This window comes from Ruegeria sp. AF2 (genome assembly GCF_056542025.1).
The window spans coordinates 410,805-435,283 of sequence record NZ_JBQFZC010000002.1; the positions used below are offsets into that span (position 1 = coordinate 410,805).

The following is a 24,479-nucleotide window of genomic DNA, read 5'->3' on the forward strand; positions in this document are numbered from 1 at the left end:
CTCGGGGGCCTTTTGTTCCAGCTGCGATTAAGAACGCGGCGTTGGACCTTGCTGCTGTTTTAGCTTGAACACGGCATCGGTCTGTATACCTTCAGAGCTCCTGTGCCCAAGGCGGGTTTGCCCCCGCTCGGGATACGGTGACGGCAGCGACCTTTGCACCGTATTCAAGCGCGTCGCGAAGACTGCTTGTGGGCAAAGTGCGCAAGGCGGGCTTGTTGAGATGACCGGTTTGGCTCAGCGCGGCCAGCACACCTGCGTTGAACGTATCGCCAGCACCAACAGTATCCACAACCTTAACTTTCTGGACGGGTACGGATACGTCCGTTCCATCAGAAAGATAGCCTGTCGCGCCATCTCCCCCTTTGGTCACGATTGCAATCGCTGGTCCTGCACGAAGCAGCAGGGGAATTTTCTCGGCATGGCTTTCGGGGCCCGGTATAATCCAATCAAGGTCTTCATCAGAAACTTTGATGATGTCGGTCTTTGCGATCATACGGTTCAAGCGGGTCCGGTATCGGGTCTGATCCTTGATAAAGCTGGGTCGAATATTGGGATCCAACATCACTGCATGATCCGCGCCATGACGATCAAGTGCGGCCGCGTACGCATCAGCGCATGGTTCGCAAGCCAGGCTGATCCCTCCGAAATACAGTGCGGAAACGCCCGGCAGTTGATCCGGCATGTCTTCGGGCCGCAGCATCCGGCCCGCCGTATTCTCATCGACAAAACTGTATGTGGCGTGCCCATCCCTCAACTGCACGAATGCAAGTGTCGTAGGACGGTCCGAGCGGATAACGTGCGAGGTCGCGACATGGCTGATCTGCAAGGCGGCGATCAACTGCTCTCCGAACATGTCGGTAGATAGCCCTGACAGCAGCCCCGTTTGTATGCCCAAACGACCCAATGCAATTGCTGTATTGAAGATCGCGCCGCCGGAATGTGGGACAAACCCTTTGCTGCCAGAAACCGTTGGTTCGGCAATCATATCGATCAGAGCTTCTCCACAGCACAGGATCATTCCGCTACCCTTCGATCTGCCTAAAAATGCACGGCCAAATTACCGTGCCAAGGCATTCTTACAGAAATTGTTAGCGCCAACAATGCCAAACTCATCCTGTTCTGACACATACAGGTTCATCGATTGCCGCAATTCATCGAACCGCCCACCCGCGTTGAAGGCACGCAGAAAATCCTGACCAAACAGCCAGCGGTTCTTTTCGGCCACCCCGCCAACCAGAAATACGCCTCCGGCGGGGATAAGAGCGACAGCAAGATCGCCCATGATGGCGCCCAGATGCTCGGTGAACATTCGCGCCGCTTTGACAGCACAGGTATCCGAGCCGTCCTGCGCATCCTGCAGAATGTCTTTTGCCGAACGTACCACACCCTCGGGCTGACCCTCGGCCATCCCGATCGCCTGATAGAGGACCGGCAGCCCGGTTCCGCTCAGGAACATCTCGGCCTCGATGGTGAGCGTGTCGTCGAAAAAGCACTCGGGTATGATCTTGCGCGCTGCGCGGAAAACCTCGACCTCGTCAAGATGGCGCGGGGACAATCCAACATGGCCGCCTTCGCCGGAAACGGTGTGAAAATGTCCTTCAGAGTAGAGCAGGGCGCCCACACCCAGCCCGGTTCCCGGCCCGACAACTAGCCGTGTCCCCAGTGGTGGAGCGGCTGAGCCCTGCAATACCTCAACATCATTCTCGGTAATCTCGGCGACTGACCATGCGGCAGCCGTGAAATCATTGATGACATAGGTATGGTGCGCGCCGGTTGCTCGGGCCAGAGCGTCTTCGGAAAGATCAAGATTGGCATTGGTCAGGCGAATGGTGCCGTTCTGGACCGGCCCCGCCCCGGCAGCAACGACCGCGCGCGGTTTTGTTCCGACCTCGTCGCACAAACTGTGTAATGCGTCTTGCAGGTCGCTTACGGAGCCGGTGGGATGTTTGCGAAGATCGGTCAGCGCCCCCTCGGTTACGACGCCCAATCTTGTATTTGTGCCGCCGATATCAGCCACCAGATTCCAATGTGCGTGTAACCCGCCCTTGGGTCTAACCCATGGGGCCGGCTGGGCGTCACTTGTTTGGATTGTCTGCAACGCCTCGACGTCGGTCCCGGACTGAACGAAAATGCCGTGTACCAAGGTGTCGGATTCAAGCGCGTCATGCACGCGCGCCAGCGAATGCACCAAGTCATGACCCGCATCGGCGGCTACGGTCACGAATGAAGGCAGCGATTGCTCATGTGTTGTGCGCATGAGTATGTCTATGTCAGCGCCCTCTTTCACGACTACGCTGCACCAATCAATCGGCTCGGCGATGATGGAAAAATCATCCCGCCAATTTTCGGGAAAGTGGCGGGCCAATCGATCCAGCAAAGACTGCGGGTATTGCCCGTTGGTTATCGTATCAAGGATGAGCGGATCGACCTCTACACCCAGATTGGCCATCCCATAGCTCCGCATTTCCTGACGCGCCGCGCCCTGTGCAAGCAATTGATGGTGCAGGCTGCGGGCATTAGTGCGAGGGTCGCGTTCGATTCCGACGGACGGGTTCAAGGTAGAGATGTTGAATATCCGATCACCCATCCGAGCGACGACTGCCTCAGAAAACGCTGCAAAATAGTCGGCCATTACTCGATTGCGCCACCCGCCGATATCCTCCAGCGCTGGGGGGATATCGTTGTGATCCAGCACAATGCATGGCCGAATGCTGTGTGCCAAAAGCTGATCAATCCGCTGCTCGCACTGATCCAATGCGCGTGCATCAGGAATGCGACCGTCTGGCATGATTTGCTGCCAACGGACTGTAAAGCGGTGCATGTCTAGCCCAGTTGCCGGTTCTGCAGGGGCAGCCGCACCAAACAGAAAGCCATTGGGAAAGTCAGAACGGGTATATTTCATTGTCGCAACCTGTTGGAGCCATGACCAGCGTCACGCCATCTAACAGGTTATGTTAGCGGTATCTAGATTAACGTTTATATGAACCGCGCGTCCTGAACAGGACATCACATCCCTCGACCTGCTGGCCGTCCCATGTCACTGAATGCGCATTATAGTTGATCAGCACTTCGTGCGACTGCGTCTCGCGCCGCCGCAGCCCTTCGGGCATCGGATGGAGCGCCAGATCCGTTTTCTGGGCCGCCATGGCTATGACGCGATCCCAAAGGGCCTCATCGGGGAACCCCGCCAAATACCAAAGACCGGCACCGCCATGCAACGCCGCAGTGCCATCTGCGAAAGAAAGCAATTTTTGCGCGGAGCCTGACAAGCGCTCAACCCAATGTTCCGCAGCCCCGCCCTCTTCGACAATACGGGTTACGCCAGGTGGCAAAGTTTCGATCAGATCGACATAGCTGCTGAGGCCATCAAGACCTGGGCGCCCCGAATCAGGGATCTGAAAATCTGCGGTGATTGCCCCGCTGCGCGGTCCCAGAACAGCAAGATCACACCCTTGTATTAGCCTTTGTTCAAGATCGCCTAGGGCAGCCAGGCCCGGTGCTAGGATCAGATTATAGTGCTCCTTGCCGACCTCGTCCTGAGGCACGAAATCCACCGACAACCCAGCGCGCCGCAGCGCGCGGTAGGCAGAGAATACGAGCCGGAAATAATCGAACCCCGCGCCCTGAGGCTGCGTTGTCCAGGCCCAGTCAGATGCATAATCGAAGACGATAGCAACCTGCGCATGGATAGGCTGAACCGTGCCTATCGCGGCCAGATCATCGGCGGTCTGACGCGCCTCGGCCAAACCGGGTGCTTCGTCGCCATGCGGGGTAAGTAGACCGGCATGCATCTGTTCCTGCCCAAATGGCGCTTGCCGCCAGCGGAAATAGCTGACCACTTCGGCCCCATGGGCCACCGCCTCAAGCGACCAGAGGCGCACCATGCCGGGCAGGGGTGCCGGGTTGTAGGGGGCCCAGTTCACTGGACCGGGTTGCTGTTCCATGACCCACCAACGGCCTCGACCGACGGCGCGGTATAGGTCGTGGTGAAAGGCCTGCATGTCCGGATCACCCTGCTGCAGAAATGCAGTCTTGTGCGGCTCGTCCACTTCCAACCGATCCGACAGGAAGCCAATCGGATAGCTGTCCCACGTCGCGATGTCCAAATCCCTGCCTACATCGAAATGATCGAATTCCAGCACACGCCCCATGTAATTGTGCAGCAATGGTTGATCCGTTAGCGGCCGCAGCGCATCGACCTGGGCCTTGTTGAACGCCACCACTTGATCCGAACTGAACCTGCGAAACGCCAAGACGTGTGCCGGGTTGGGCTCGGTCACGGTCTGGTTCGGCAGCTCGATCTGATCGAAGCTGTTATATTCCATCGACCAGAACACATTCCCCCAGGCATCGTTCAACGCGTCGATCGAGTTGTATCGGTTCGCCAGCCAGCGGTGAAAAGCATACAACGCCGCAGCACTATAGCTGAGCGTCGTATCGTGACAGCCATATTCGTTATCGATTTGCCAAGCGGCGATATGCGGGTTGCGGCCATAGCGCTGACCCATGGTCTTCATGATCCGCTTGCATTCGTCGATATAGCCGGTGTGACTAAAGCAATAATGTCTGCGTGAGCCGAACTTGCGTAGATTGCCATCAACATCCACAGCCAGCATGTCGGGATGCTTGTCCAGCATCCATCGCGGAGGTGTTGCCGTCGGGGTGCCCAGCACAATCTTCAGCCCTGCCGCACCCAAGGTTTCAATCGCGCGATCCAACCAGTCGAATTGCAGGTCTCCAGCAGTGGGTTCCATTCGGCTCCAGGCGAATTCGCCGATCCTGACCCATTTCAAGCCAGTCTCGACCATGCGCGCGGCGTCCTGAGCCCAGTTTTCTTCGGGCCAGTGTTCAGGGTAATAGCAAACGCCAAGTTCCGGCTTCATAGTATAACTCTGTGTTCAGCTTGACCTTGCGCCACATTTGGCGCGGTGAGTGTCATGCCATTCGTCGGCGTTCTTACAAGAGTGTCCGCGTCCAGCCCTTGGCGGGCGGTGGTGCAGAACAGTGTAGTCAGGTCATCACCACCAAAACTCGGGCACGAAGTGTGTTTGGCATCGAAACCAACCGCTCTCAGGAATTGACCGCCGGGCGTATAGGCTGCAACCCGGCTGGCACCCCATTGGGCGATCCAGATGTTTCCGTCGTGATCAACCACGGCACCGTCCGGGTTCAGATCTTCGCTTTGCAGGTCAAGGAAGACCGCCGCTTTTTCTATGGGCCAGCCTGTCTGCGCGTCCAGTTCCCAACGCATGACCAGCTTGGTGGCGGTATCGCTGTAATAGGCGCAGGATCGGTCCGGCGCAAAGCAAATTGCATTTGAGATGGTGATATCTCGGACCAATGGCCGTAGCTCGCCATTCCAATAGCGATAGATCGAACCTGCGCCTACTTCTGCCTGTTTGCCCATGGTGCCAATCCAGAACCCGCCCCAAGGATCGGCGCGCCCATCATTGGATCGAGTCACCAGATTGTCGACCTCAAGCGGGGCGATCAAATCTTTGGCTCGACTCTCAAGCCCAAATCGCCACAGGCCGGTTTCCGACGCGATCAGCAAAGTGTCACGGTCTACCCATCCTGCGGCTGAGACATGTTCATCGAACGCCCAGCTATGCGCTTGTTCATTTTCTCGCGTCATCAATCGCTTGCCGATGATATCGAACCAGAAAAGCTGTTGCCGTTTAGGGTGCCACAATGGCCCCTCGCCCAATTCGCAGGGGCGGTCGTCATAGACCTGACTCATCCAACGGCCTCATCATAGGCAGCAACGATTTGCCGGGCACGGTTTGCTATTTCTCCAACTGCCATTCCGGGCTTATAGAGCGCAGATCCAATTCCGAAGCCGTCGGCGCTGGCCTCGATCCAGGCTCCAAAGTTCTCGGGGCCCGCACCGCCCACCGCAAAGACCTGAGCACCCGGCGGCAAAACAGGGCGCAGCGCAGCCAACCCTGCAAGACCGGCAAGCGAACCGGGGAAAAGTTTTAACCCCGTAGCCCCGGCCTGGAGCGCAGCGAAGGCCTCGGTCGGGGTGAACACACCCGGCCAGCTTTGCAGCCCAAGTGCGACAGAGCGTTGGATCACTGACACATCGCAATTTGGCGAAACGATCAGTTTGCCCCCGACATCGGCAACCGCGTCAACCTGATCGGGGGTCAATACAGTACCCGCCCCAATAAGCGCGCGGTCCCCGATTTCCGAGGCGAGAACTCGGATACTTTCCAGCGGATCGGGAGAATTCAACGGAACCTCAATCCGGTCTATGCCCGCTTCCAACAGGGCGTGACCGACGGGTATTGCCTCGTCAGGGGGCAGCCCACGCAGGATGGCAATGATGGGGCGGCTCATGCGGTTTGCCTCGTTAATGTTCGGGCCTGCGACAGACCCGCAAGTGTTGCGATTGTGGCGTCTGCGGTTTCGACCATGGCACCTTGTTGCTGCAGGGCGGTTGCGTAGGCGTTGGATAAGCTTTCCGAGCCGATGATCGCCAATTGCTGGCCCAGCCAATAGGGTCGCGATGCGGCAAGCTCGGCGCCAATCAGGAACCCTGAAAGACGGGCGCGTGCAACGCTCTTGTTTTGACCGTGCAGCAAATCAGCAGCCCGTAGCCCGAATAGGCGCGCTGCCAGCTGCTCGGGTTTCGACAGCATGTCGGCAACCGCTTCAGAAAAACTCGCGTCGTCCCAGCCCTCGTCAATTGAATGCTGCAGAACGGATTGCCCGCGCAGCAGATCAAACAACTCACCGGTCATGAAGGTTCGGAAACTAACGACCTCACCCGCACTGATCTGGGCCCATTTTGTATGCGTGCCGGGCAGGCAAATCACACCGTCCCAATTCTGATGCGTGCTGAGGAACCCCGCGATCTGAGTCTCTTCGCCGCGCATCACATCGGGAGGGCTGGGCTGTTTCAGCCCAGGGACAACGAAGGCCCGAATGCGCGGATCGGTGTTTGGAACGCGGAAGGGTACGACCGGAATGGGCTCGGATGGAACCGCAGAATACGGGGCCTCGACCCAACCCTGTCGTGCCCCGACCATTCCGCAGGCGATCACATCTACCGGTTGCCCGGGCAGCCAATCTTCGATCAAAGCCAGCAGGGCTGCCTGAAAACCTCCGCCGGTTGTGCGGGACATACCATCTGACGACGCGGCCTGTGCCAAAACGCTATCACCTTGCATGGCCCATGCCCGCAGATGAGATGTTCCCCAGTCAACAGCGATCCACTCGACATTCATAGCGTCACCCCGTTCCTACCACGCCGCCGTCAACCACCATGCACTGCCCGGTCATTGCACGGCTTGCGCTTGAAGCCAGAAACAGGGTTGGTGCGATCATGTCTTCGGGCGTCAGATGCTCTTTCAGGCTCTGGCGATCCATATGCGCAGCCAGATCTTCGGGTGTGGCCCACATGTCCAGCTGTTTCTGTGTCAGAACCCATCCCGGTGCCAGCGCGTTGACGCGAATTTTATGTGGCCCAAGTTCACGCGCCAACGAGCGTGTCATGCCGGTGATTGCCGCATTTGAACTTGTATAGATTGGATAACCTGCGTTCCCCATCAGGTAACTGATCGAACTGAAATTGATGATCGAACCGCCTTTGTCCTTCATCTGTCGCGCGGCTTCCTGACAGGCAAAATAATAGGCCTTTAGGTTGACTTCGATCATCCAGTCCCAGAACTCGGTTGTAGATTCTTCAAGTGAGTGCCGCTTGTCATTCGCGGCGTTGTTGACCAGCACTTTAATCGGACCATGGGCTTCAGCTGCTTTGGCCATGGTGGCGTGCAACAGCTCGGTATCAGTCATGTCACCCTGCAGGAACAAGGGGGCGCGGCCGTGCTTGTCACGCATCTGTTCGACAAATTCACCGGCATCTGACCGACCGATAAAGGCAACTTTAGCCCCTTGGGCCATGAACCCGTCAGTCAACGCTGCACCAACGCCCGAACCGCCGCCGGTGATATAAACAGAGGCTCCGTTGAGGTCTTGAAATGTAGCAGGTTGATCCATCAGTGGCTCTCTCTCGTCACTAAGCGCGTGTCTTTGCCCACAAGGAAATCAAGGTCCGCGCCGCGATCAGCCTGCGACACGTGGTCGATATAAAGCTTCGCATACCCGCGCGAGTAATGCGGATCGTCCGGTTGCCACAGGGCGCGGCGGGCGTCCAGTTCCTTTTCGTCGACCAGCAGCTGCAGCTCGCCCTTGCTGGCGGACACGCGAATACGGTCACCGGTTTTGACCAACGCCAACGTACCACCGACCTGAGCCTCAGGGCTGACATGCAGGATAACTGTCCCGAATGCAGTACCAGACATACGCGCGTCCGAGATCCGGATCATGTCGCGTACGCCGTCTTTGACCAGCTTGGCCGGGATCGGCATGTTCCCAACCTCGGGCATCCCTGGATAGCCCTTGGGCCCACAACCTTTGAGGACCAGAATGGTCTCAGGTGTAACTGGTAGGTTGTCGCGGTCGATATTGGCTTTCAGATCTTCGATGCTCTCAAAAACGTATGCTTCGGCCTCGGTTTCCAGCAATGCATCTGTGGCCGCCGAAGGCTTCACGATTGCCCCGTTGGGCGCAAGATTGCCGTGCAGAACCCGCAGGCCTGCGGCGCGTTTTACCGGATCGTCAAATGGGCGGATGACGTCTGTGTTGAAACACTCAGCCCCTTCACAGTGGGCCGAGATGTCCTTGTTCAGAACTGTTCTTGCCGGGCGCAGGAAAGGTTTGAGTTCGCTCAGAACCACTGGCACACCGCCTGCATAACAGAAATCCTCCATCAGGTATTTGCCAGAAGGCATGCAATTGACCAGCAGGGGGATTTCCGATCCGATTTCAAAGTCTTTCAACGTCAAGTCGACACCCACGCGACCTGCAAGTGCCAACAGGTGGACCACTGCGTTTGTCGATCCTCCGACGGCCGCATTGGCGAGGATGGCATTCTCAAACGCCTCCCTGGTCAGGATATCTGATGGCTTGAGGTCCTCGTCCACCATCTCGACAATGCGCTTGCCGGTCAGATGCGCCAGTGCCATGCGGCGGGCATCAACGGCAGGCAGGGCGGCGTTGGTGGGCAGCGACATGCCCATCGCCTCAACCAATGAGGCCATGGTACTAGCGGTGCCCATAGTCATGCACACACCCGCGCTACGCGACATGCCTGATTCAGCGTTCATGAAATCCTGAAGTGTCATTTCTCCGGCACGAACAGCCTCGGAAAACTTCCAGACATCTGTGCCCGAGCCGATATCCTGACCCCGGTATTTGCCGTTCAGCATCGGGCCAGAGCTAACCACGATGGACGGCAAATCGACCGAGGCTGCACCCATCAGCTGCCCCGGGGTGGTCTTGTCGCATCCACCCAGCAGGACAACGCCGTCGATACCATAGGCGCGGATCGATTCCTCGACATCCATCGCCAGCAGGTTGCGAAACAGCATGGCGGTGGGTTTCATCTGGGTCTCGCCCAGCGACATAACGGGGAATTCCACTGGAAAGCCGCCTGCCTCCCACACGCCCCGTTTCACGCCTTCGGCCAGATCACGAAGGCCCGAATTGCAGGGCGTCAGTTCCGACCATGTGTTGCAGATGCCGATGATGGGGCGCCCGTCAAAAGCGTGATCCGGAAAGCCCTGGTTTTTCATCCAGGACCGATGAATGAACCCGTCCTTATCGAGTTTTCCGTACCAATGCTGTGAACGGCGTTTCTTGGTCATTATTGGCTCTGTCTGTCTGGCGTTGGAATTGAAAGTTTTTTTAGAAGACGAAGATCAAGCTGCGCGGGCTGGACGGCACCAATCTGGCAGCCAATCGCCATGGGCAGAAAGCAGATCGGTGACGAGGCTGCGAATTTGGCGCAGATCCAGCTCGGCCGCAGTATGGGGATCCATCATTGCGGCGTGATAGATGTATTCGGGGTTTTCTTCGGTCAGCGCGCGAACCGTTAGCTCTTGTACGTTGATCTGGGTCCGCATCAACGCGATCAGTTGTGGCGGGATATCAGTGACCACGGAAGGTTGGACGCCATTCGAGTCAACCAGACACGGCGTTTCAACCGCTGCACCTAGGGGTAGTTGCGGAATCTGACCCGTATTTGGCAGGTTGCCGTAGGCTGTGTACGGCGTGTCTGTCACGATTGCGTTCATAAGGTCGGCGGCGAATTCATGGCTTCGGGTTACTTCGATGTTCCGACCATCGGTCAGGGTCTTGGCCTGTTCCTTCCAATTGGCCACCTGCTCGACACAGCGGGTCGGGTATTCGTCCAGCGGTATGCTGAACTGTTCGATCAGGTCATTGCGACCGTCTTTGATGAACCAAGGAACGTATTCTGCAAAATGCTCGGAACTTTCGGTGCAGAAGTATCCAAGATGGTCCATCACTTCGTACCGGACTTTGTTTGGACAGCGCGGCATTAGCAGCGGAGGCTTGGGTAAATGCCCGGCGCGATAGCCCTGACGCAAAGCCGGATACAGATCGCGGCCTTCATGCTCGAGCTTGAGGAAGAACGCGACGTGATTGATACCGGCAACTTTGTAGCGAAAGTCCGCCTTGGGCAGGTCTAGATCATGCGCCAGTTCTTCGACCGTGTTCTGGACAGAATGGCACAGGCCGACATGTTTCAGATTAGGGAAGCGCTCAGCCAGAGACCAGGTGTTGATGGCCATCGGATTCACGTATTGCAGCAGCGTTGCATTGGGGCACAACTGCATCATGTCCTGCGCGACGCCCCACAGAACGGGTACAGTACGCAGGCCGCGCATAATGCCACCAACGCCCAGCGTATCGGCGATAGTCTGACGCAGGCCATATTGTTTTGGGATTTCAAAATCTGTCACCGTGCAAGGCTCATACCCGCCAACCTGAAAGGCAGTGATCACGAAATCTGCGCCGTCCAGCGCCGCGCGACGATCCGTGTGGGTTGAGACGGTTGCACCCGTGCCGACTGAGCGGATCATGGCCTTGGCCACAGCTTCGCTTTCGGCCAAGCGCACCGGATCGATATCCATCAGCGCAAAGTGGCTGTCTGCAAGGGCAGGGGTGAGCAGGGCGTCGCCCACGATGTTCTGCATGAAGATCGTGGAACCTGCACCTACAAAGGTGATCTTGGTCATGAGGTAAACCTCTGGTTTGACGTTATTTTACGGCACCGAGGGTCAGGCCCGCGATGAAGTGTTTTTGCATCAGGAAGAACATGGCAACCGGCGGCAGGGCTGCCACTATAGAACCGGCACTCATCAACTGATAAGCAGCGCGAAATTGCGCGTTAAAGCTGGTGATTCCGGCTGTCACGGGCTGGCTTTCGGCCCCTTGGGTCAGGACAACAGCCCAGAAATAGTCGTTCCAGATGAAGGTGAAAATCAGGACACTGAGTGCGGCGATGGCCGGTTTCATCAGTGGTAGAACAACGTACCAGAAGATTCGCCATTCGCTAATGCCCTCGACCCGTGCGGCCTCGATCAGTTCGAATGGCAGGGCGCGGATGAAGTTGCGCATGAAGAGCGTGCAGAACCCGGTCTGGAAGGCGATGTGGAATAGCACAAGCCCTGTTTTGGTGTTGTAAAGGCCCAACTCCAGCGTGAGATCGCGCACAGGGACCATCAGGATCTGGAAGGGTACGAAATTGCCCGCCACAAACATGAAGAAGATCCAGAGGTTCGATTTGAATTTGTAGATCCCCAGCGCGAAGCCTGTCATGCAACTGAGCGCAACGGCCCCGATTACCGTTGGTACGGTGATCAGGAACGAGTTCATCAAGTAACGTGGCATATCCGAATTGAAAAAGACCTGACCATAGTTGAACGCGCCCTCAAAACTGGACGGCATCCCCCAGTAATTCGCGTTGGTGAAGTCTGCGGCAGGTTTGACCGAGAAAAGCGCGACCGCCAAAAGGGGCCCCAGCCATAGTAGCAGTGCCAGAGGCAACATCGCCTGATAGGTGATCTGCGCTGCGCGGGGTTGTTTTTCGATCGGTTTGGGAAACATCTCAGTGCCCCCTTTCTTCGCGGTACATCGACCACAGGAAGTAGGCGATGAAGCAGAGCATAATCAGGAACAGGATCACAGCGATAGCTGCGCCATATCCCATGCGGAAGCCGTATTCGGACAGCGCGACCTCGAACATGTAGTAGGCCAGCACGCGGGACGAGCCAAAAGGGCCGCCCTGTGTCATGATCGAGATCAGGTCAAAGCTGCGCAGCGCGCCGATGATTGTCACAACGAATGCGATGAATGTTGCCGGGCGCAGCTGCGGCAGAATGATGTGCCACAGCATTCGCCCACCTTTTGCGCCGTCCAGACGCCCGGCTTCGATCTGTTCGGGGTCGACGGCGTTCAGGCCGGTGAGGTAGAGGATCATGCAATAGGCCGTTTGTGGCCATAGACCTGCGAAGATAATGCCGTAGGTTACGAAGCGCTCATCCCCCAGCACGTTCAGTGGACCGAGGCCAAAGAGGCTTAGGAATTCATTTAGCAGGCCAAAGGTTGGGTCGTAGAACCATGTGAATACTAGCCCAACGACGACCTGAGAGATGACGAAGGGAAAGAAGAACAAAGACTTGTAGAGGCGGATGCCCCAGACCGTCTGGTTCAGGAACAGTGCGATAAACAAGCCTGCAGGGATTGCGGCCAGATACAGGATCAGCCAGATCAAGTTGTTCTTGAGCGAGATGTAGAAAGCGTCGCGGTCCACCCATTCCCAATACAGATCTTCATAGTTGCGAAAGCCGACATATTCAGCTGCACCTAAACCGTCCCATTCATAAAGAGACAGATTGAAAGATTGAAAAACCGGGATGATCACATAGACCATGAAGAACAACAGACCCGGAGCCAAAAACAGCCAGGGCGCGATGCGCTGTTGGTTTCTGTGGAACCAGCTTTCTTGCTCGGGGGCGTCAACGGCAGCGGTCATGGGCATCTCGGATCTGGTGGGTGAAGGCGGGCTGAAGCCCGCCCTACTATTGTGCAAGGTGTAGGCCGGGCTTCAGCCCGACCCTGGACAAGATTTAGTTGTCGTAGATGCGCTCGCGCGCACGTTCCAGCTTGGCCAGAATCTTGTCAGCGTTGTCCGGCTTGACCATGAATTCCTGGAAGCCTTCCATCGACACTTTTGCCATTTCCGCTGGTGCGTCGCGGTCCCAGAACTGTGCAACACCGCCGGGGCTGTTAGACGATAGCATGACAAAGCCCTGCTGCAGGAACTTGTCGTCGTCGACTGCAGATTGCGCGTTCACAGGCAATTGGCCGAGGTTTGCACCGTTGTTGATTTCGGTCTGTTCGTCCGCAGAGACTGCGAAACGCAGGAACTCACGCGCGGCTTCCTTGTTCGAGGCATTGGCCGGGATATGGAACGTATCGGTCGGCGCGTCTTCGGCCAGTTCAACATCGGGGTTGATGGCGACAAACTGATAGAAGTCCAACTGATCGTCGGTCAGGCCTGCTTCACGCAGCGGAGCCACAGCGAAGTTACCCATCAGATAGGCGGCGGCCTCACCGTTGACCATAAAGGGCAGGGCTTCTTGCCAGCTATATGTCTGGTGGTTGTCAATGAATGCGCCCATGTCGATCAGCTGTTTCCAGTTGGCGAAGGTCTGCTTAACCCGGTCGTCTTCCCAGCTGATCTCGCCATTTGCGAGTTGATTGTGAAAGTCGAACCCGTTGGTGCGCATGTTCAGATAGTCAAACCAGCCACCTGCTGTCCACAGGAACTTGGTGCCGATGGTATAACAGGCGCGGCCGGAATCGACGATCTTCTGGCAATTGGCCAGTTCTTCTTCCCAAGTGGTCGGCTCGGTCAGACCCAGCTCATCAAAGATGTCTTTGCGGTAATAAACGCCCCATTGATAGTAGGTGTACGGAACGCCCCACTGTTTGCCATCAATGGTCATCGCACCTTTGGTCGAGGCCAGATTGTCGGCGATTTCAGGTTCAGCCCACAGGTCCGAGACGTCTTCGAAAAGACCCGCTTCAACATAAGGCTTCATCCGGTTGGCTGCATACCAGGTGGCAACGTCTGGCGTGTCAGCCGTCAGGAAGTTGCGAATCTGGGTCTTGTAGGCCTCACGGTCGATCACGGTGGTTTCGATTTCCAGACCGGGATGTTCGGCCGCGAATCGCTCGATCATCGCTTCCATCGTCGCGCGCGGCGCCGGGTTGGACGTATCGAGGAAGATTCGCAGCTCGCCGGTCAGCTCTGCTGCGACGGGCGCAGCAAGTGCCACACTGGCAGCCAAAGCAGCCGCTGTGCGCTTGAACATGGAATGCATAGTTTCCTCCCTTAAGCTTCCATATTGGTCTCAAATATTGAAACCTTGTTTTATATATTGAAAACTACACATCGACTCGGCTACTCTTGTCAAGACCCTCGTGCCCAAAGCCGAGGGAAAGTGGAGGAGAACAGGCACCCGTGGCAGGTGACGGAACAATAGGAAAAGCATGTGACGTGCTGGAACAGGTCGCGGCCTTCGAACGCCCGGTGCGGTTCGGGGAATTGCTGGAACGCAGTGAATTTCCCAAGGCGACGCTATACCGTTTTCTGCAGTCGCTAACCAATCAGGGCATGCTGCATTACGAACCGGAACGGCAGACTTATTCGCCAGGTATGCGATTGGTGCGACTGGCGCATTCGGCATGGACGCATAGCTCATTAGCTCCAATTGCGCGGCCTTTCCTGGACGCTCTCAGCGCCGAGACAGGGGAGACCGTGCACTTGGCGCAACTTGATTCCGGGCAGGTGCTTTATGTGGATAAGCGCAACGCGCAACGACCAATTGAGATGTATTCTGAGGCCGGCAAGGTCGGCCCGGCCTATTGCACAGGCGTTGGCAAAGCGATGATGGCCTATTTGGACGAGGCACAGTTGGAAAAGACGATCTCGCAACAAAGCTTTCATCGGTTCACTGACAAGACCTTGGCCTCGGAAAAGGCATTGCGGGCTGATCTCGTTAAGATCCGCAGCCGTGGTTACGCAGTTGATGATGAAGAGCATGAGCCCGGCATCATCTGCATTGCCTGCCCGATTCTGACTAACGGGGGCCGCATGTTGGGGGCCCTTTCGGTGACAGGATCGACTGGGCGAATGGATTTCGAGCAATTGCAATCTTGGGTGCCGCGCGTCCGGCGCGTCGCTGAACAGATCGGCACAGAAGCACAGGCGTGGCGGTTCCCCGAGGGCCAACAGAATAGGATGCAAGCAACATGACAGGTGTAACCCTGAAAGGCGCGATCAAACGGTATGGCCAGACGCAGGTCATTCACGGGATTGATCTGCAGATTGAAGATGGTGAGTTTTGCGTGTTCGTGGGCCCCTCGGGCTGCGGTAAGTCGACGCTGTTGAGGATGATCGCGGGTTTGGAAGAAACCTCGGACGGGGAAATCCATATCGGCGCACGTGAAGTCACGCATGTGGATCCGGCCAAACGCGGAGTGGCGATGGTTTTTCAAACCTATGCGCTCTATCCCCATATGACCGTGGCCGAGAACATGGGATTTGGTCTGCGGATGAACGGTGTTGCCAAGGCCGAGATCGATCAGAAGGTTCAGGAAGCGTCAAATATTCTGAAGCTCGACCAATATCTGAAACGCAAACCCAAAGCGTTGTCCGGCGGTCAGCGTCAGCGGGTCGCGATCGGGCGTGCCATTGTGCGCGGCCCCGAGGTGTTCCTGTTCGACGAACCGCTCTCGAATCTGGATGCAGAACTTCGCGTGGAAATGCGGGTTGAAATTGCGCGGCTTCATCAGGAAATCGGCGCGACGATGATCTACGTTACGCACGATCAGGTCGAGGCGATGACCATGGCCGACAAGATTGTGGTATTGCGCGACGGTCGGATTGAGCAAGTGGGAGCCCCTATGGACCTGTATCGCGACCCCGACAATAAGTTCGTGGCGGGTTTCATCGGGTCTCCTGCAATGAACTTCCTTGAGTGCGATGTCGTGGACGGCATGGTGCGGCACCCAGCACTTACTGATGATGTCCCGGTCACCGAGAGCGTTCCCAAAGGAGCGACGAAAGTAACATTGGGTATTCGCCCCGAGCATATTCAGGTGGATCGAAACGGTGACACCTGCACAGTTGATCTGACCGAAGCGCTCGGTGGTGTTTCATATTCTTATCTGCTGACGCCAAATGGCGATAAGCTGATTGTGGAAGAACGGGAAGACCAACGCAGTACGACCGGTGACCGCATCGGGCTTTCGGTTCGTCCTGAGCGTGCGATGCTGTTTGATCCAGAGTCGGGTCAGCGGCTGCGATAAGGCTTGCCAGACCGGATCTGTTTTGCATGACTGCGCATTATCCATCGGCTTTCAGGAGGCTCAATGCGCAGTTCCAAAACCATCCATGTAATCTCGGCCCATGCTGAAGGCGAAGTGGGCGACGTTATCGTCGGCGGCGTCGCTCCGCCTCCGGGAGAGACGGTATGGGACCAAAGGACCTTTATCGCTGAAGACCAGACATTGCGGGATTTCATGCTGAATGAACCTCGCGGCGGTGTCTTTCGCCATGTGAATCTGTTGGTTCCACCAAAAAACCCCGAGGCCGATGCAGCGTTCATCATAATGGAACCGGAAGACACGCCACCGATGTCAGGCTCCAACTCGATTTGTGTCTCAACGGTTCTGTTGGACAGTGGCATTCTTCCGATGCACGAGCCTGAAACCCATCTGACATTGGAAGCCCCAGGAGGGTTGATCCGCGTCCGCGCCGAATGCCGCAATGGCAAGGCCGAACGTATCTTTGTGCATAATGTGCCAAGTTTCGTCGACAAGCTGGATGCTCGGATCGAGGTTGAGGGCATCGGGACGTTGCGCGTGGATACCGCGTTTGGTGGCGACAGTTTTGCAATTGTCGATGCCGCCGATTTGGGTTTCGAGCTTACCCCTGATGAAGGAGCTGATCTTGCAAGGACTGGCGCGCGTATCACCGATGCCGCCAATGAGCAGCTTGGCTTCGATCACCCTACTAAAGACTGGAGCCACATTTCGTTCTGCCAGATTGCAGGCCCGCTCGATCGTCAGGGCGATATTCTCATCGGACGTAATACTGTCGCCATCAAACCGGGTAAGCTGGATCGTTCACCTTGTGGCACCGGTGCTTCAGCCCGGATGGCGGTTTTGCTGGCCAAGGGAGAAATGACGATGACCGATCGCTACCACGCGCGTTCAGTCATCAACAGTGAATTTCGCTGCCGTATCGTAGAGCGGCATGATCTGAACGGCCGCGTGGCGATCACCCCGGAAATCTCGGGGCGAGGCTGGATTACGGGTACGCACCAGCACATGCTGGACCCCGATGACCCATGGCCTGGCGGCTATCGCCTAAGCGACACTTGGGGGGCATAAGCCGGGGCCAAATTCGACCCCGTACTTTTCTTAGGTTTCAGCCTTCGAGACTGAACATCAATCGTGCGGTCACCGGTACGGTGCGGGTGATGCTGGGTAGTTGTGCCAACTCCATCAGCTTGTCTACGCCTGCCGAAACGCCCGCATCCTCGGTGCTGATGAACACCATGTCGTTGGTTGAAACCATGACGGTATCTTCGGCCACACGCAGGATAAACATATCGGTGTAGAATTCCACCTCGGTCCCCGCCAGAGCCAGCTTCGCATCCACCTCAATCGTGTTACTGGCCCCCACATCCAGCTTCGACACTTGGTCCATATCAATATTCGCGCTCAATGTCGCGGTCGCGGCCTTGCGAAACACATACTCGATCATCCTTTCGTTACGGATGTCGATATTCGTTTCGACCGACGACAGATCGATATCGATATTAACCTTGCCATCTTCGCTGACATGACCCGAAAGGTTGGTGAAAGAATTGACCTCTCCAACATCATCGATCTTGACCGTTCCATAAGCCAGATGAGACGCATCCGGGTTTAGTGTCCAATCTGCAGCCAGACTCGGGCCTGCAATAATAGCCGACGCAATCGTGATTGTTTTGAACAGAAGTTTCATTTCTTTCCTCCAGGATCTATGACAGTTCTGACCAAGCGGGCCCGGTCCCATGTCAAAGCAAACACACACAGGTCGCGTTTTATTCGATGAGTGTTGAGATGAGCACCGAACAAGCCGTGCGCGGCGCAATCCAGACCCACTCGAAACGGGTCTGGCGGTTTGGGCTGGCTTTGTCGGGTGCGTCGGACGTTGCGGATGATCTGTTGCAGGCGACGGCATTGCGTGCGTTGGAGAAGCACCACCAGGTCACCTCGTATGAACGGCTGGACAGTTGGCTGATGACGATCTGCCGTTCAATCTGGCTGAACGAGATACGGGCGCGATCCGTAAGAAAGGCGCAGGCGCTTTCAGTCACGCCCGAGGCGGAATTAGTCGCGACAGGGCCTGATTCAGAAACGAATATTTTCGCCGCTCAGGTGTTTACTCAAGTGATGCAGCTGCCAGAGGCGCAACGTGAAACGGTGATGCTTGTGTTTGTCGAAGGCTACAGCTACCGCGAAGCTGCGGATATGCTGGACGTACCCATCGGCACAATCATGAGCCGGCTTTCCAATGCCCGGCAGAAACTGAAAACTGTTATGCAGCACGATGCGGCTGACACCGTGCAACGGAGTGGCAAATGAAGTTTTCCGACGAAACACTTCTGGCCTATCTGGAAGGCAGCCTCGATGAGGCCGAAGCCCGCGCCATCGAAGACGCGGTGGCCGAGGATTCTGCACTCGAACACCGTCTCATGGCGCTCGACCCATTTGCCCAGGTTGTGCAGCAGGCTTTTGAAGGCATTCCAACTGAGGCGCCTTCGATCGATCTGCCCATACCAAGCGCTCAACAGTCCAATGCCGGACCGCTCCGTTTGCTGGCGGTCGCAGCCTCAGTTGCTGTTATTGCTGCGTCTGCAACATTCTGGGCCACGCGACCACCGGCATTGGGCTGGGCGGAGCAGGCTGCGATCTATCAATCGCTTTATTCACCGGACACGATTGCCGATCTGGACAATTCTCAGCAAACGCTGGACGCGCAGTTTGTTCAGGCCGAGGCTCAGTTGGGTCGTTCACTGAACCGGGACGTGTTGGAAACTCTGCCGGGCCTTGATCTGAAACGTGCTCAGGTACTGTCGTTCAAAGGTAAACCTTTGGTGCAGGTGGTCTTTGCTGACGCCCAGGGCAATCCGGTGGCGTTTTGTGTGATCCGGCAAGGCGCGGGAGCACCGGTCAAGGATGTGAACCTTGCGGTGCTCAGTGGTCTTGCGACAGCGACATGGGCGAATGATGGCTACGGCTATATGCTGTTGGGTGGAGATGCGCAAACAGACCTGAGTGGAGAACTAAGTGTTTTGACCGAGGCGTTCTCAGGCTGAGCGACAAGAATCCGCAAAACCACTTGTGAACCGCGGTAAATGCCCGAAGAATACCCGACATGAAGCCGAACCCTCAGATACCGGACCCGGATGATGAGGCCTTGGAAGAAGGGCCGCGCAGCATCTATGACGCCGATCCGCCGGAAGACGACGATTTGTGGTTCCTTCCGCCCGACGGCGAAGAAGACCCGGGAGAATTTCTGCCCTCTGTACCGAGACCGGACCAGCGTTTGCTGTTTGACCCAAGGGACTGGCGTGCGGCCCAATCCGAGTTATCGGCTGAACTTGCCGATCTGGCCGTCACATTTGGAGCTCTGGATGAACGTTTGCGCGCGGGTCCCAAGGGGTGGGGTCACCGTCTGGCCCTGATGGAGGTCTCGGATCTGGGCTGGTGGACGGGCGACCGGATCAGCGTCGACCGCCTTGCGCTTTGGACCGGTTTGCGGATCGGAGCAACCGGTGATGATGTGCAGGCTTTGTATCGGGCGGGATGGGCAGTGAGGCGGCTGTCGTCGGGTGCTGCGCCATCAGAGGGCGGCTGGGATGCGGGGCTGACCGCTTTTCTAGACCGTCAGGCCCAAGGTTTCGAAGATACACCCGAAGCAGTGATTGATCTGGCGGAAACCATGCGAAATGTCGCCGATTTGCACCCGGTTACCCAGGCCGCCATCGGATTTCACGCGTGGCGCGCGTTGTCTCCTGGCATCGGACAAGATACCGAGGCCGCGGTCATCGCGGCCCGCCATGCCGCCGCGATGGGTCGAGGTGGCGCATTGTTCATGCCGCTTTCTCTGTCGGGCCCAGGTGCATTGCGGGGGGCAGGATCGTTGGACGAGAAACTTTCGGCCTGGATTCAGGGGGCAGGCCAGGCCTCACTTGCGGCTTTGCTGCATTTGGACCGGATCAGCGCTTGGGAAGAGCGCGCCCGCGACGCCATTTCGGACCTAAGCGGTCGAACCCCACCCGTGCTGATTGATGCATTAACGGCTTGGCCGATGGTTTCCGCCCCGCTGGCCGAAGAACTGACCCATGCCTCGCGTGCAGCGGCACAGCGAAATCTGGACAAATTCAGCGATAGGGGGCTGATCCGTGAAGTAACCGGGCAGGGTCGATATCGCGTATGGACGGCGGCCTTGTAACTGGCATTGATCTGTCGCTTTCACAAAGAGTGAAATGATTGGGTTGTTAGCTGGGTTCCTGGTATCGATCTTGGTACAGGATAAGACAGATCTTTGCGTGTTGTCTGGATCGGTCAGAAACCAATTTGCAAGAACGATAACCGTCCGGGCGATGGCCCGAACGGTCTTTATTCAGTACCAACGTCCGACTGCGATCACTGTTGGCGCTATACTGGTAGCGTCCAAGGATGGAGCCATCACCTGATACGTCGCTTGAGTTTCTGAAGGTGCGTCAAACCCCATAAATCGGCCAATACCGCCGCCGTTCCCGCTGAGAGCGGGAGAACTGCTGTCAGCAAAGGCAATAGGGAAATCCCAATTGGCGGTACCGCTGGCGAACATACTACCAGTTGCGGTCGTGCAGGCCACCGCACTTAGAACGGCGGTGCAAATCTGGGTTCCGTCAGCAAAGCGCGTGTAGTCACCATTTGCATTGCTGCCCCTCTCGATCACCGCTCCGCTGGGTACACCGCTGCTTTCGGATACGGTGCCCAGCACATTGCCCGGTCCGTACCCGAAATCTGCCCGCATCAGGCGACCCGAGGTGGTGTCATCGGCGCTGCTTTGCACAGCCGCTCCGCTGGCTGTTCCGGTTGTGGCGTCAAACCGCAAAGCATCGACCCAGCTTCCGCCATCCTGCGAGACCTTGATTGAAAAATTTGTATCGCCGGATAGGCCCATTTCGGCATGGCCGGTCCAGTTCGATTGAAACAGCAGCGAGGCAGTATCACCGGCACCAGCCTTGTTGATCTTGAGTTGGTGGCCAGCGCCCTCATGCGTCAACAAGGTGGCAGGGCTACGTACGGCCAGACGGTTTGTGCTGTCTGATCCGGTTGCGATGCCGATCCCGGAAAGGTTCTGTGTATTGACCGGCGGGTCGATCCACGCCGACCCGTCCCAGACTTTCAACAGCCCTGCATTTTGATCCCAAGCCCGCCAGCCCATGCCGGGCGTCAAGAAATGCCACCCGTTGTCCAACCAAGCCGCCAGTTTTCCATCCTGTCCGGACCATGCCGCGGTCGGAGACGTGCCCAATGCATAGGTTTCACCCTGATCAGGAGCAGCTGGTGGGATCGTCGCGTTAACGGACGCAACGCTTAGCTGCACCACCAGATCTAGCGCACGCAGCGCTTCGTTATGGGTCACATGTTTTTGGGCCTGCGCGGGTTGCAGATAGGGCAGATTTAGACGGGGAGAGTTCTGTGGCATGGGCATCCTCCTGTGGTGTCGGTCCGATGATGATTGCGCGCCACACTGCCGTGATGTGCGTAAATCCCGCCTGACCCAGCCGAACTCCCAGGTTTCGAATTTTTAAGATTTGGTCTCAGATATATGGAGACATCTGCCTTGCAGATGCCCCAAACTTGGATCAGTTCTTGAAATCAGATCTCAGTCACGCGCGTAGACATCTTCGTAGCGAATAATGTCATCTTCACCCAAATAGGTCCCGGTCTGCACCTCGATAAGAACCATTGGCACTTTGCCTGGGTTTACCATCCGGTGCACGGCCCCGAGCGGCACATAGACGGATTCATTCTCAGACACGAGCTGTACCTTGTCGTCAATAGTCACCTCGGCGGTGCCTTCCACGACAATCCAATGCTCGGACCGATGGTGATGCGATTGCAAGCTCAGCGAAGCGCCGGGATGGACGTGAATGCGTTTGACCTGAAACCGATCGCCGATGACGAGGCTTTCGAACCATCCCCAAGGGCGATGATCAACGGGCAATGCTTCCGCCTGCTTGGCGCCTTTTGCCTTCAATGCTGCGACGGCCTGCTTGACGTCTTGCGCCCGGTCCATGCTGGCGACCAAAACCGCGTCAGGCATAGCCACGGTGATTACGTTCTCTAACCCCATTGCAACAACTTCTTGCGCGGGCGATTCAGAACGCACCAGCACGTTGCGACAATCTATGGCGGTCACTTCGCCGGCAGTTGCAACGCCGTCCGTATCGGGGTTGCTAAGCTCTTGTACGGCAGACCAGCTGCCCACGTCTGACCACCCGGCGGCATAAGGGACAACGCTGAGATTGTCGGCCTTCTCCATAACCGCATAGTCGATAGAGATGTCCTGAGCCGTCGCCCAGGCCTCGGGATCTAACCGCAGGAAGCCCAGATCACACTGCGCATGCTCAACCGCCTTCTGAACGGGCGCAATTAGATCATGTGCATGCTGGTCGAACGCCTCAAGAATATCTCGGACTGCGAACAAAAAGATGCCCGAGTTCCAAAGATAACTCCCTTCAGCCACCATTGCCTTGGCGTTTTCAAGATCGGGTTTTTCAACGAACCGGTCAAGTTGCACAGAAGCGCCTGACGAGTCCGGTGCTTGGGCGAGCTTAAGGTAGCCATACCCGGTTTCGGGTCGGTCGGGTGTGATCCCAAATGTCACCAGATCTCCACGCTCGGCTATTGTTCGGACACCTTCGGTGACGGCCTCGTGAAAGGCCGCACTGTCTGGAATAACGTGATCCGACGCGGCTACCAGCATCATCCCGTCGGGATCAATGGATGAAAGGTGCAGAGCAGCGGCCAGCACTGCAGGTGCAGTATTGCGTCCTTCGGGTTCGATCAAGATCGGACCCGGATCGACTCCGATGGCCATCAATTGTTCAGGGACAACAAAGCGGAAAGCCTCGTTGGTCAGGATCAGAGGTTTGGCGTAAGGCGCGTCGGTCGGGCCTTTCAACCGCTCGGCACATTGCTGCAGCAGGCTGGTTTCACCAATCAGCGGAACAAACTGTTTGGGGTAGCTTTTACGCGACAACGGCCAAAGCCGAGTGCCGGATCCGCCACATAAAATTACAGGATAGACCATGCTCACGGTGCCTGCCCCTTCTGAACCTTTTATCTTAAACTATTGAATTGAAATCGGAATAGCTGACACAACTAGGCCTACTGCGCGGCCCGATCAGAGGCCACGACTTCATGCAGATATTGGTTTAGGTCGTCGCGCAGATCATCGCGAGCCAATGCGAACGAGACCGTTGCCTGCAGAAAGCCAGCCTTTGAACCACAATCGAACCGCTGTCCGTCAAACTTGTAGCCAAAAACAGGAACACCATTGCCAATATCCTCAGCAATTGCGTCGGTCAGTTGGATTTCGCCGCCACTTCCCTTCTTTTTCTGGTTCAGATTGTACAGAACCGAAGGACCCAAGATGTAACGACCGATCACCGCTAGATTGGATGGCGCGTCCTCGGGTTTCGGTTTTTCAACCATTCCTTTGGCACGGACAACCGTTCCAACATTCTGGCCGGTATCCAGAATACCGTAGGAGCTGGTTTTTTCGTTGGGAACTTCCATCGCGGCGACCATGTTGCCGCCGGTTTCCTCATAGGCTTCGACCATCTGCTGTAGGCAGGGTTTGTCGGCGGCAATCACATCGTCGGGCAGCATCACGGCAAAGGGTTCATCCCCGATCAGTCGACGGGCGCACCAGACCGCATGCCCCAATCCCAAAGCCTTGTGTTGACGGATATAGGCAATTGCTCCGCTTTCCATATTGGTTGCGTTCAAGACTTCAAGCAGTTCGTCTTTGCCCTTAGACTTGAGGTCCTGCTCCAGCACGAGATTGTGATCGAAATAGTCCTCAAGTGCTGATTTTCCGCGCGATGTCACGAAGATGAATTCAGTGATCCCGGCCGCACGCGCTTCGTCGATGGCATATTGGACCAGCGGACGATCAACCAATGTCATGATTTCCTTTGGCACCGACTTTGTCGCCGGAAGAAACCGAGTGCCCATTCCCGCTACGGGAAATATCGCCTTGGTGACTTTGCGTACCATATTACCTCACTAATTCTATATATTGCCGACGACTCTCGGTGATGCCGGAGCCCCCACATATAAACTAAAACCCTACCAATCAATCACACCCGGCTGGTCTGCTACGGGTTCGCTGGAATCTGCCATTAACTTAAGGGCAGAGTCAAAACGAAACACGACCGAAAGCGGGATCACCGAACCAATCCACTAATCACTTG

Annotated in this window: 22 protein-coding genes; 6 read left to right on the forward strand and 16 right to left on the reverse strand. The window is 56.7% G+C overall.

The window, feature by feature from the left end; all coding sequences use genetic code 11:
- Nucleotides 1-91: 91 nt before the first annotated feature.
- The 12 genes from ACR0NM_RS09580 to ACR0NM_RS09635 all read right to left on the reverse strand — a co-directional run bounded on the left by ACR0NM_RS09580 (nucleotide 92) and on the right by ACR0NM_RS09635 (nucleotide 14,261).
- On the reverse strand, nucleotides 92-1,018 hold the full coding sequence (locus tag ACR0NM_RS09580) for a carbohydrate kinase family protein (protein ID WP_170422864.1): 927 nt from the start codon (nucleotides 1,016-1,018) through the stop codon (nucleotides 92-94).
- Between the two features lie 39 nt (nucleotides 1,019-1,057).
- Nucleotides 1,058-2,902, reverse strand: a complete 1,845-nt coding sequence (locus ACR0NM_RS09585) for a family 1 glycosylhydrolase (RefSeq protein ID WP_480614356.1) — start codon at nucleotides 2,900-2,902, stop codon at nucleotides 1,058-1,060.
- Nucleotides 2,903-2,969: 67 nt separating this feature from the next.
- Nucleotides 2,970-4,883: a beta-galactosidase gene (locus tag ACR0NM_RS09590; protein WP_480614359.1), complete on the reverse strand. Its 1,914-nt coding sequence runs from the start codon at nucleotides 4,881-4,883 to the stop codon at nucleotides 2,970-2,972.
- Nucleotides 4,880-5,740, reverse strand: a complete 861-nt coding sequence (locus ACR0NM_RS09595; protein ID WP_480614362.1) for an SMP-30/gluconolactonase/LRE family protein — start codon at nucleotides 5,738-5,740, stop codon at nucleotides 4,880-4,882. Before ACR0NM_RS09595 ends, ACR0NM_RS09590 begins: the two co-directional genes overlap by 4 nt.
- Nucleotides 5,737-6,342 carry a 2-dehydro-3-deoxy-6-phosphogalactonate aldolase gene (locus tag ACR0NM_RS09600; protein ID WP_170735907.1) on the reverse strand — a complete coding sequence of 202 codons (606 nt, stop codon included), beginning with the start codon at nucleotides 6,340-6,342 and terminating at the stop codon, nucleotides 5,737-5,739. The genes ACR0NM_RS09595 and ACR0NM_RS09600 overlap by 4 nt, the downstream gene beginning before the upstream one ends.
- A complete protein-coding gene (locus tag ACR0NM_RS09605) occupies nucleotides 6,339-7,232 on the reverse strand; it encodes a 2-dehydro-3-deoxygalactonokinase (RefSeq protein ID WP_170625529.1) in 894 nt (297 codons plus the stop codon). The genes ACR0NM_RS09600 and ACR0NM_RS09605 overlap by 4 nt, the downstream gene beginning before the upstream one ends.
- Nucleotides 7,233-7,236: 4 nt before the next feature.
- On the reverse strand, nucleotides 7,237-8,004 hold the full coding sequence (locus tag ACR0NM_RS09610; protein ID WP_170625528.1) for an SDR family NAD(P)-dependent oxidoreductase: 768 nt from the start codon (nucleotides 8,002-8,004) through the stop codon (nucleotides 7,237-7,239).
- Nucleotides 8,004-9,713: an IlvD/Edd family dehydratase gene (locus ACR0NM_RS09615; protein WP_480614364.1), complete on the reverse strand. Its 1,710-nt coding sequence runs from the start codon at nucleotides 9,711-9,713 to the stop codon at nucleotides 8,004-8,006. Before ACR0NM_RS09615 ends, ACR0NM_RS09610 begins: the two co-directional genes overlap by 1 nt.
- A gap of 54 nt (nucleotides 9,714-9,767) precedes the next feature.
- The gene (melA, locus tag ACR0NM_RS09620; protein WP_170663509.1) at nucleotides 9,768-11,108 is read right to left on the reverse strand and encodes an alpha-glucosidase/alpha-galactosidase; all 1,341 of its coding nucleotides are present in this window, start codon (nucleotides 11,106-11,108) and stop codon (nucleotides 9,768-9,770) included.
- 22 nt (nucleotides 11,109-11,130) lie between these two features.
- Complete coding sequence (locus tag ACR0NM_RS09625; protein ID WP_170394442.1) at nucleotides 11,131-11,979, reverse strand: carbohydrate ABC transporter permease; 849 nt, start codon at nucleotides 11,977-11,979, stop codon at nucleotides 11,131-11,133.
- A 1-nt stretch (nucleotide 11,980) separates the two neighbouring features.
- Nucleotides 11,981-12,907 (reverse strand): carbohydrate ABC transporter permease, encoded by a 927-nt coding sequence (locus ACR0NM_RS09630; RefSeq protein WP_170394445.1) that lies wholly within the window; start codon nucleotides 12,905-12,907, stop codon nucleotides 11,981-11,983.
- 94 nt (nucleotides 12,908-13,001) lie between these two features.
- Nucleotides 13,002-14,261, reverse strand: a complete 1,260-nt coding sequence (locus ACR0NM_RS09635) for an ABC transporter substrate-binding protein (protein WP_170394448.1) — start codon at nucleotides 14,259-14,261, stop codon at nucleotides 13,002-13,004.
- A 140-nt stretch (nucleotides 14,262-14,401) separates the two neighbouring features.
- On the opposite strand from ACR0NM_RS09635, the gene ACR0NM_RS09640 reads away from it, so the two are divergent.
- From ACR0NM_RS09640 to ACR0NM_RS09650, 3 genes are all read left to right on the forward strand, one after another.
- Nucleotides 14,402-15,196: an IclR family transcriptional regulator gene (locus ACR0NM_RS09640; protein ID WP_170394450.1), complete on the forward strand. Its 795-nt coding sequence runs from the start codon at nucleotides 14,402-14,404 to the stop codon at nucleotides 15,194-15,196.
- Nucleotides 15,193-16,251, forward strand: a complete 1,059-nt coding sequence (locus ACR0NM_RS09645; RefSeq protein WP_480614367.1) for an ABC transporter ATP-binding protein — start codon at nucleotides 15,193-15,195, stop codon at nucleotides 16,249-16,251. The genes ACR0NM_RS09640 and ACR0NM_RS09645 overlap by 4 nt, the downstream gene beginning before the upstream one ends.
- A gap of 63 nt (nucleotides 16,252-16,314) precedes the next feature.
- The gene (locus ACR0NM_RS09650) at nucleotides 16,315-17,337 is read left to right on the forward strand and encodes a trans-3-hydroxy-L-proline dehydratase (protein ID WP_170394456.1); all 1,023 of its coding nucleotides are present in this window, start codon (nucleotides 16,315-16,317) and stop codon (nucleotides 17,335-17,337) included.
- 37 nt (nucleotides 17,338-17,374) lie between these two features.
- On the opposite strand, the gene ACR0NM_RS09655 is transcribed toward ACR0NM_RS09650, so the two are convergent.
- The gene (locus tag ACR0NM_RS09655; RefSeq protein WP_480614370.1) at nucleotides 17,375-17,956 is read right to left on the reverse strand and encodes a YceI family protein; all 582 of its coding nucleotides are present in this window, start codon (nucleotides 17,954-17,956) and stop codon (nucleotides 17,375-17,377) included.
- A 98-nt stretch (nucleotides 17,957-18,054) separates the two neighbouring features.
- Here ACR0NM_RS09655 and ACR0NM_RS09660 point away from each other — a divergent pair, with 98 nt between their 5' ends.
- Genes ACR0NM_RS09660 through ACR0NM_RS09670 form a run of 3 tightly spaced genes read left to right on the forward strand, consistent with a single transcriptional unit; the run spans nucleotide 18,055 to nucleotide 20,452 of the window.
- Entirely contained in the window at nucleotides 18,055-18,579 is a 525-nt protein-coding gene (locus tag ACR0NM_RS09660; protein ID WP_255612221.1) for an RNA polymerase sigma factor, read from the forward strand.
- Nucleotides 18,576-19,313, forward strand: coding sequence for a hypothetical protein (locus tag ACR0NM_RS09665; protein WP_170394465.1), 738 nt, complete (start codon nucleotides 18,576-18,578; stop codon nucleotides 19,311-19,313). Before ACR0NM_RS09660 ends, ACR0NM_RS09665 begins: the two co-directional genes overlap by 4 nt.
- Before the next feature lie 59 nt (nucleotides 19,314-19,372).
- Nucleotides 19,373-20,452: a helix-turn-helix domain-containing protein gene (locus ACR0NM_RS09670; protein WP_480614373.1), complete on the forward strand. Its 1,080-nt coding sequence runs from the start codon at nucleotides 19,373-19,375 to the stop codon at nucleotides 20,450-20,452.
- A 171-nt stretch (nucleotides 20,453-20,623) separates the two neighbouring features.
- Here the strand turns inward: ACR0NM_RS09670 and ACR0NM_RS09675 are convergent, their stop codons facing one another.
- The 3 genes from ACR0NM_RS09675 to galU all read right to left on the reverse strand — a co-directional run bounded on the left by ACR0NM_RS09675 (nucleotide 20,624) and on the right by galU (nucleotide 24,282).
- Complete coding sequence (locus ACR0NM_RS09675) at nucleotides 20,624-21,700, reverse strand: DUF2793 domain-containing protein (protein ID WP_170394471.1); 1,077 nt, start codon at nucleotides 21,698-21,700, stop codon at nucleotides 20,624-20,626.
- Between the two features lie 180 nt (nucleotides 21,701-21,880).
- Entirely contained in the window at nucleotides 21,881-23,311 is a 1,431-nt protein-coding gene (locus tag ACR0NM_RS09680) for a mannose-1-phosphate guanylyltransferase/mannose-6-phosphate isomerase (RefSeq protein WP_170818456.1), read from the reverse strand.
- A gap of 77 nt (nucleotides 23,312-23,388) precedes the next feature.
- Entirely contained in the window at nucleotides 23,389-24,282 is an 894-nt protein-coding gene (gene galU / locus ACR0NM_RS09685; protein ID WP_170407796.1) for a UTP--glucose-1-phosphate uridylyltransferase GalU, read from the reverse strand.
- Nucleotides 24,283-24,479: the final 197 nt, after the last annotated feature.

Bases quoted from the DNA above. Each gene is read 5' to 3' on its own strand.
- ACR0NM_RS09580 (WP_170422864.1), bottom strand. From the start codon at position 1,018: ATGATCCTGTGCTGTGGAGAAGCTCTGATCGATATGATTGCCGAACCA.
- ACR0NM_RS09585 (WP_480614356.1), bottom strand. From the start codon at position 2,902: ATGAAATATACCCGTTCTGACTTTCCCAATGGCTTTCTGTTTGGTGCG.
- ACR0NM_RS09590 (WP_480614359.1), bottom strand. From the start codon at position 4,883: ATGAAGCCGGAACTTGGCGTTTGCTATTACCCTGAACACTGGCCCGAA.
- ACR0NM_RS09595 (WP_480614362.1), bottom strand. From the start codon at position 5,740: ATGAGTCAGGTCTATGACGACCGCCCCTGCGAATTGGGCGAGGGGCCA.
- ACR0NM_RS09600 (WP_170735907.1), bottom strand. From the start codon at position 6,342: ATGAGCCGCCCCATCATTGCCATCCTGCGTGGGCTGCCCCCTGACGAG.
- ACR0NM_RS09605 (WP_170625529.1), bottom strand. From the start codon at position 7,232: ATGAATGTCGAGTGGATCGCTGTTGACTGGGGAACATCTCATCTGCGG.
- ACR0NM_RS09610 (WP_170625528.1), bottom strand. From the start codon at position 8,004: ATGGATCAACCTGCTACATTTCAAGACCTCAACGGAGCCTCTGTTTAT.
- ACR0NM_RS09615 (WP_480614364.1), bottom strand. From the start codon at position 9,713: ATGACCAAGAAACGCCGTTCACAGCATTGGTACGGAAAACTCGATAAG.
- melA (WP_170663509.1), bottom strand. From the start codon at position 11,108: ATGACCAAGATCACCTTTGTAGGTGCAGGTTCCACGATCTTCATGCAG.
- ACR0NM_RS09625 (WP_170394442.1), bottom strand. From the start codon at position 11,979: ATGTTTCCCAAACCGATCGAAAAACAACCCCGCGCAGCGCAGATCACC.
- ACR0NM_RS09630 (WP_170394445.1), bottom strand. From the start codon at position 12,907: ATGACCGCTGCCGTTGACGCCCCCGAGCAAGAAAGCTGGTTCCACAGA.
- ACR0NM_RS09635 (WP_170394448.1), bottom strand. From the start codon at position 14,261: ATGCATTCCATGTTCAAGCGCACAGCGGCTGCTTTGGCTGCCAGTGTG.
- ACR0NM_RS09645 (WP_480614367.1), top strand. From the start codon at position 15,193: ATGACAGGTGTAACCCTGAAAGGCGCGATCAAACGGTATGGCCAGACG.
- ACR0NM_RS09650 (WP_170394456.1), top strand. From the start codon at position 16,315: ATGCGCAGTTCCAAAACCATCCATGTAATCTCGGCCCATGCTGAAGGC.
- ACR0NM_RS09655 (WP_480614370.1), bottom strand. From the start codon at position 17,956: ATGAAACTTCTGTTCAAAACAATCACGATTGCGTCGGCTATTATTGCA.
- ACR0NM_RS09660 (WP_255612221.1), top strand. From the start codon at position 18,055: ATGAGCACCGAACAAGCCGTGCGCGGCGCAATCCAGACCCACTCGAAA.
- ACR0NM_RS09665 (WP_170394465.1), top strand. From the start codon at position 18,576: ATGAAGTTTTCCGACGAAACACTTCTGGCCTATCTGGAAGGCAGCCTC.
- ACR0NM_RS09670 (WP_480614373.1), top strand. From the start codon at position 19,373: ATGAAGCCGAACCCTCAGATACCGGACCCGGATGATGAGGCCTTGGAA.
- ACR0NM_RS09675 (WP_170394471.1), bottom strand. From the start codon at position 21,700: ATGCCACAGAACTCTCCCCGTCTAAATCTGCCCTATCTGCAACCCGCG.
- ACR0NM_RS09680 (WP_170818456.1), bottom strand. From the start codon at position 23,311: ATGGTCTATCCTGTAATTTTATGTGGCGGATCCGGCACTCGGCTTTGG.
- galU (WP_170407796.1), bottom strand. From the start codon at position 24,282: ATGGTACGCAAAGTCACCAAGGCGATATTTCCCGTAGCGGGAATGGGC.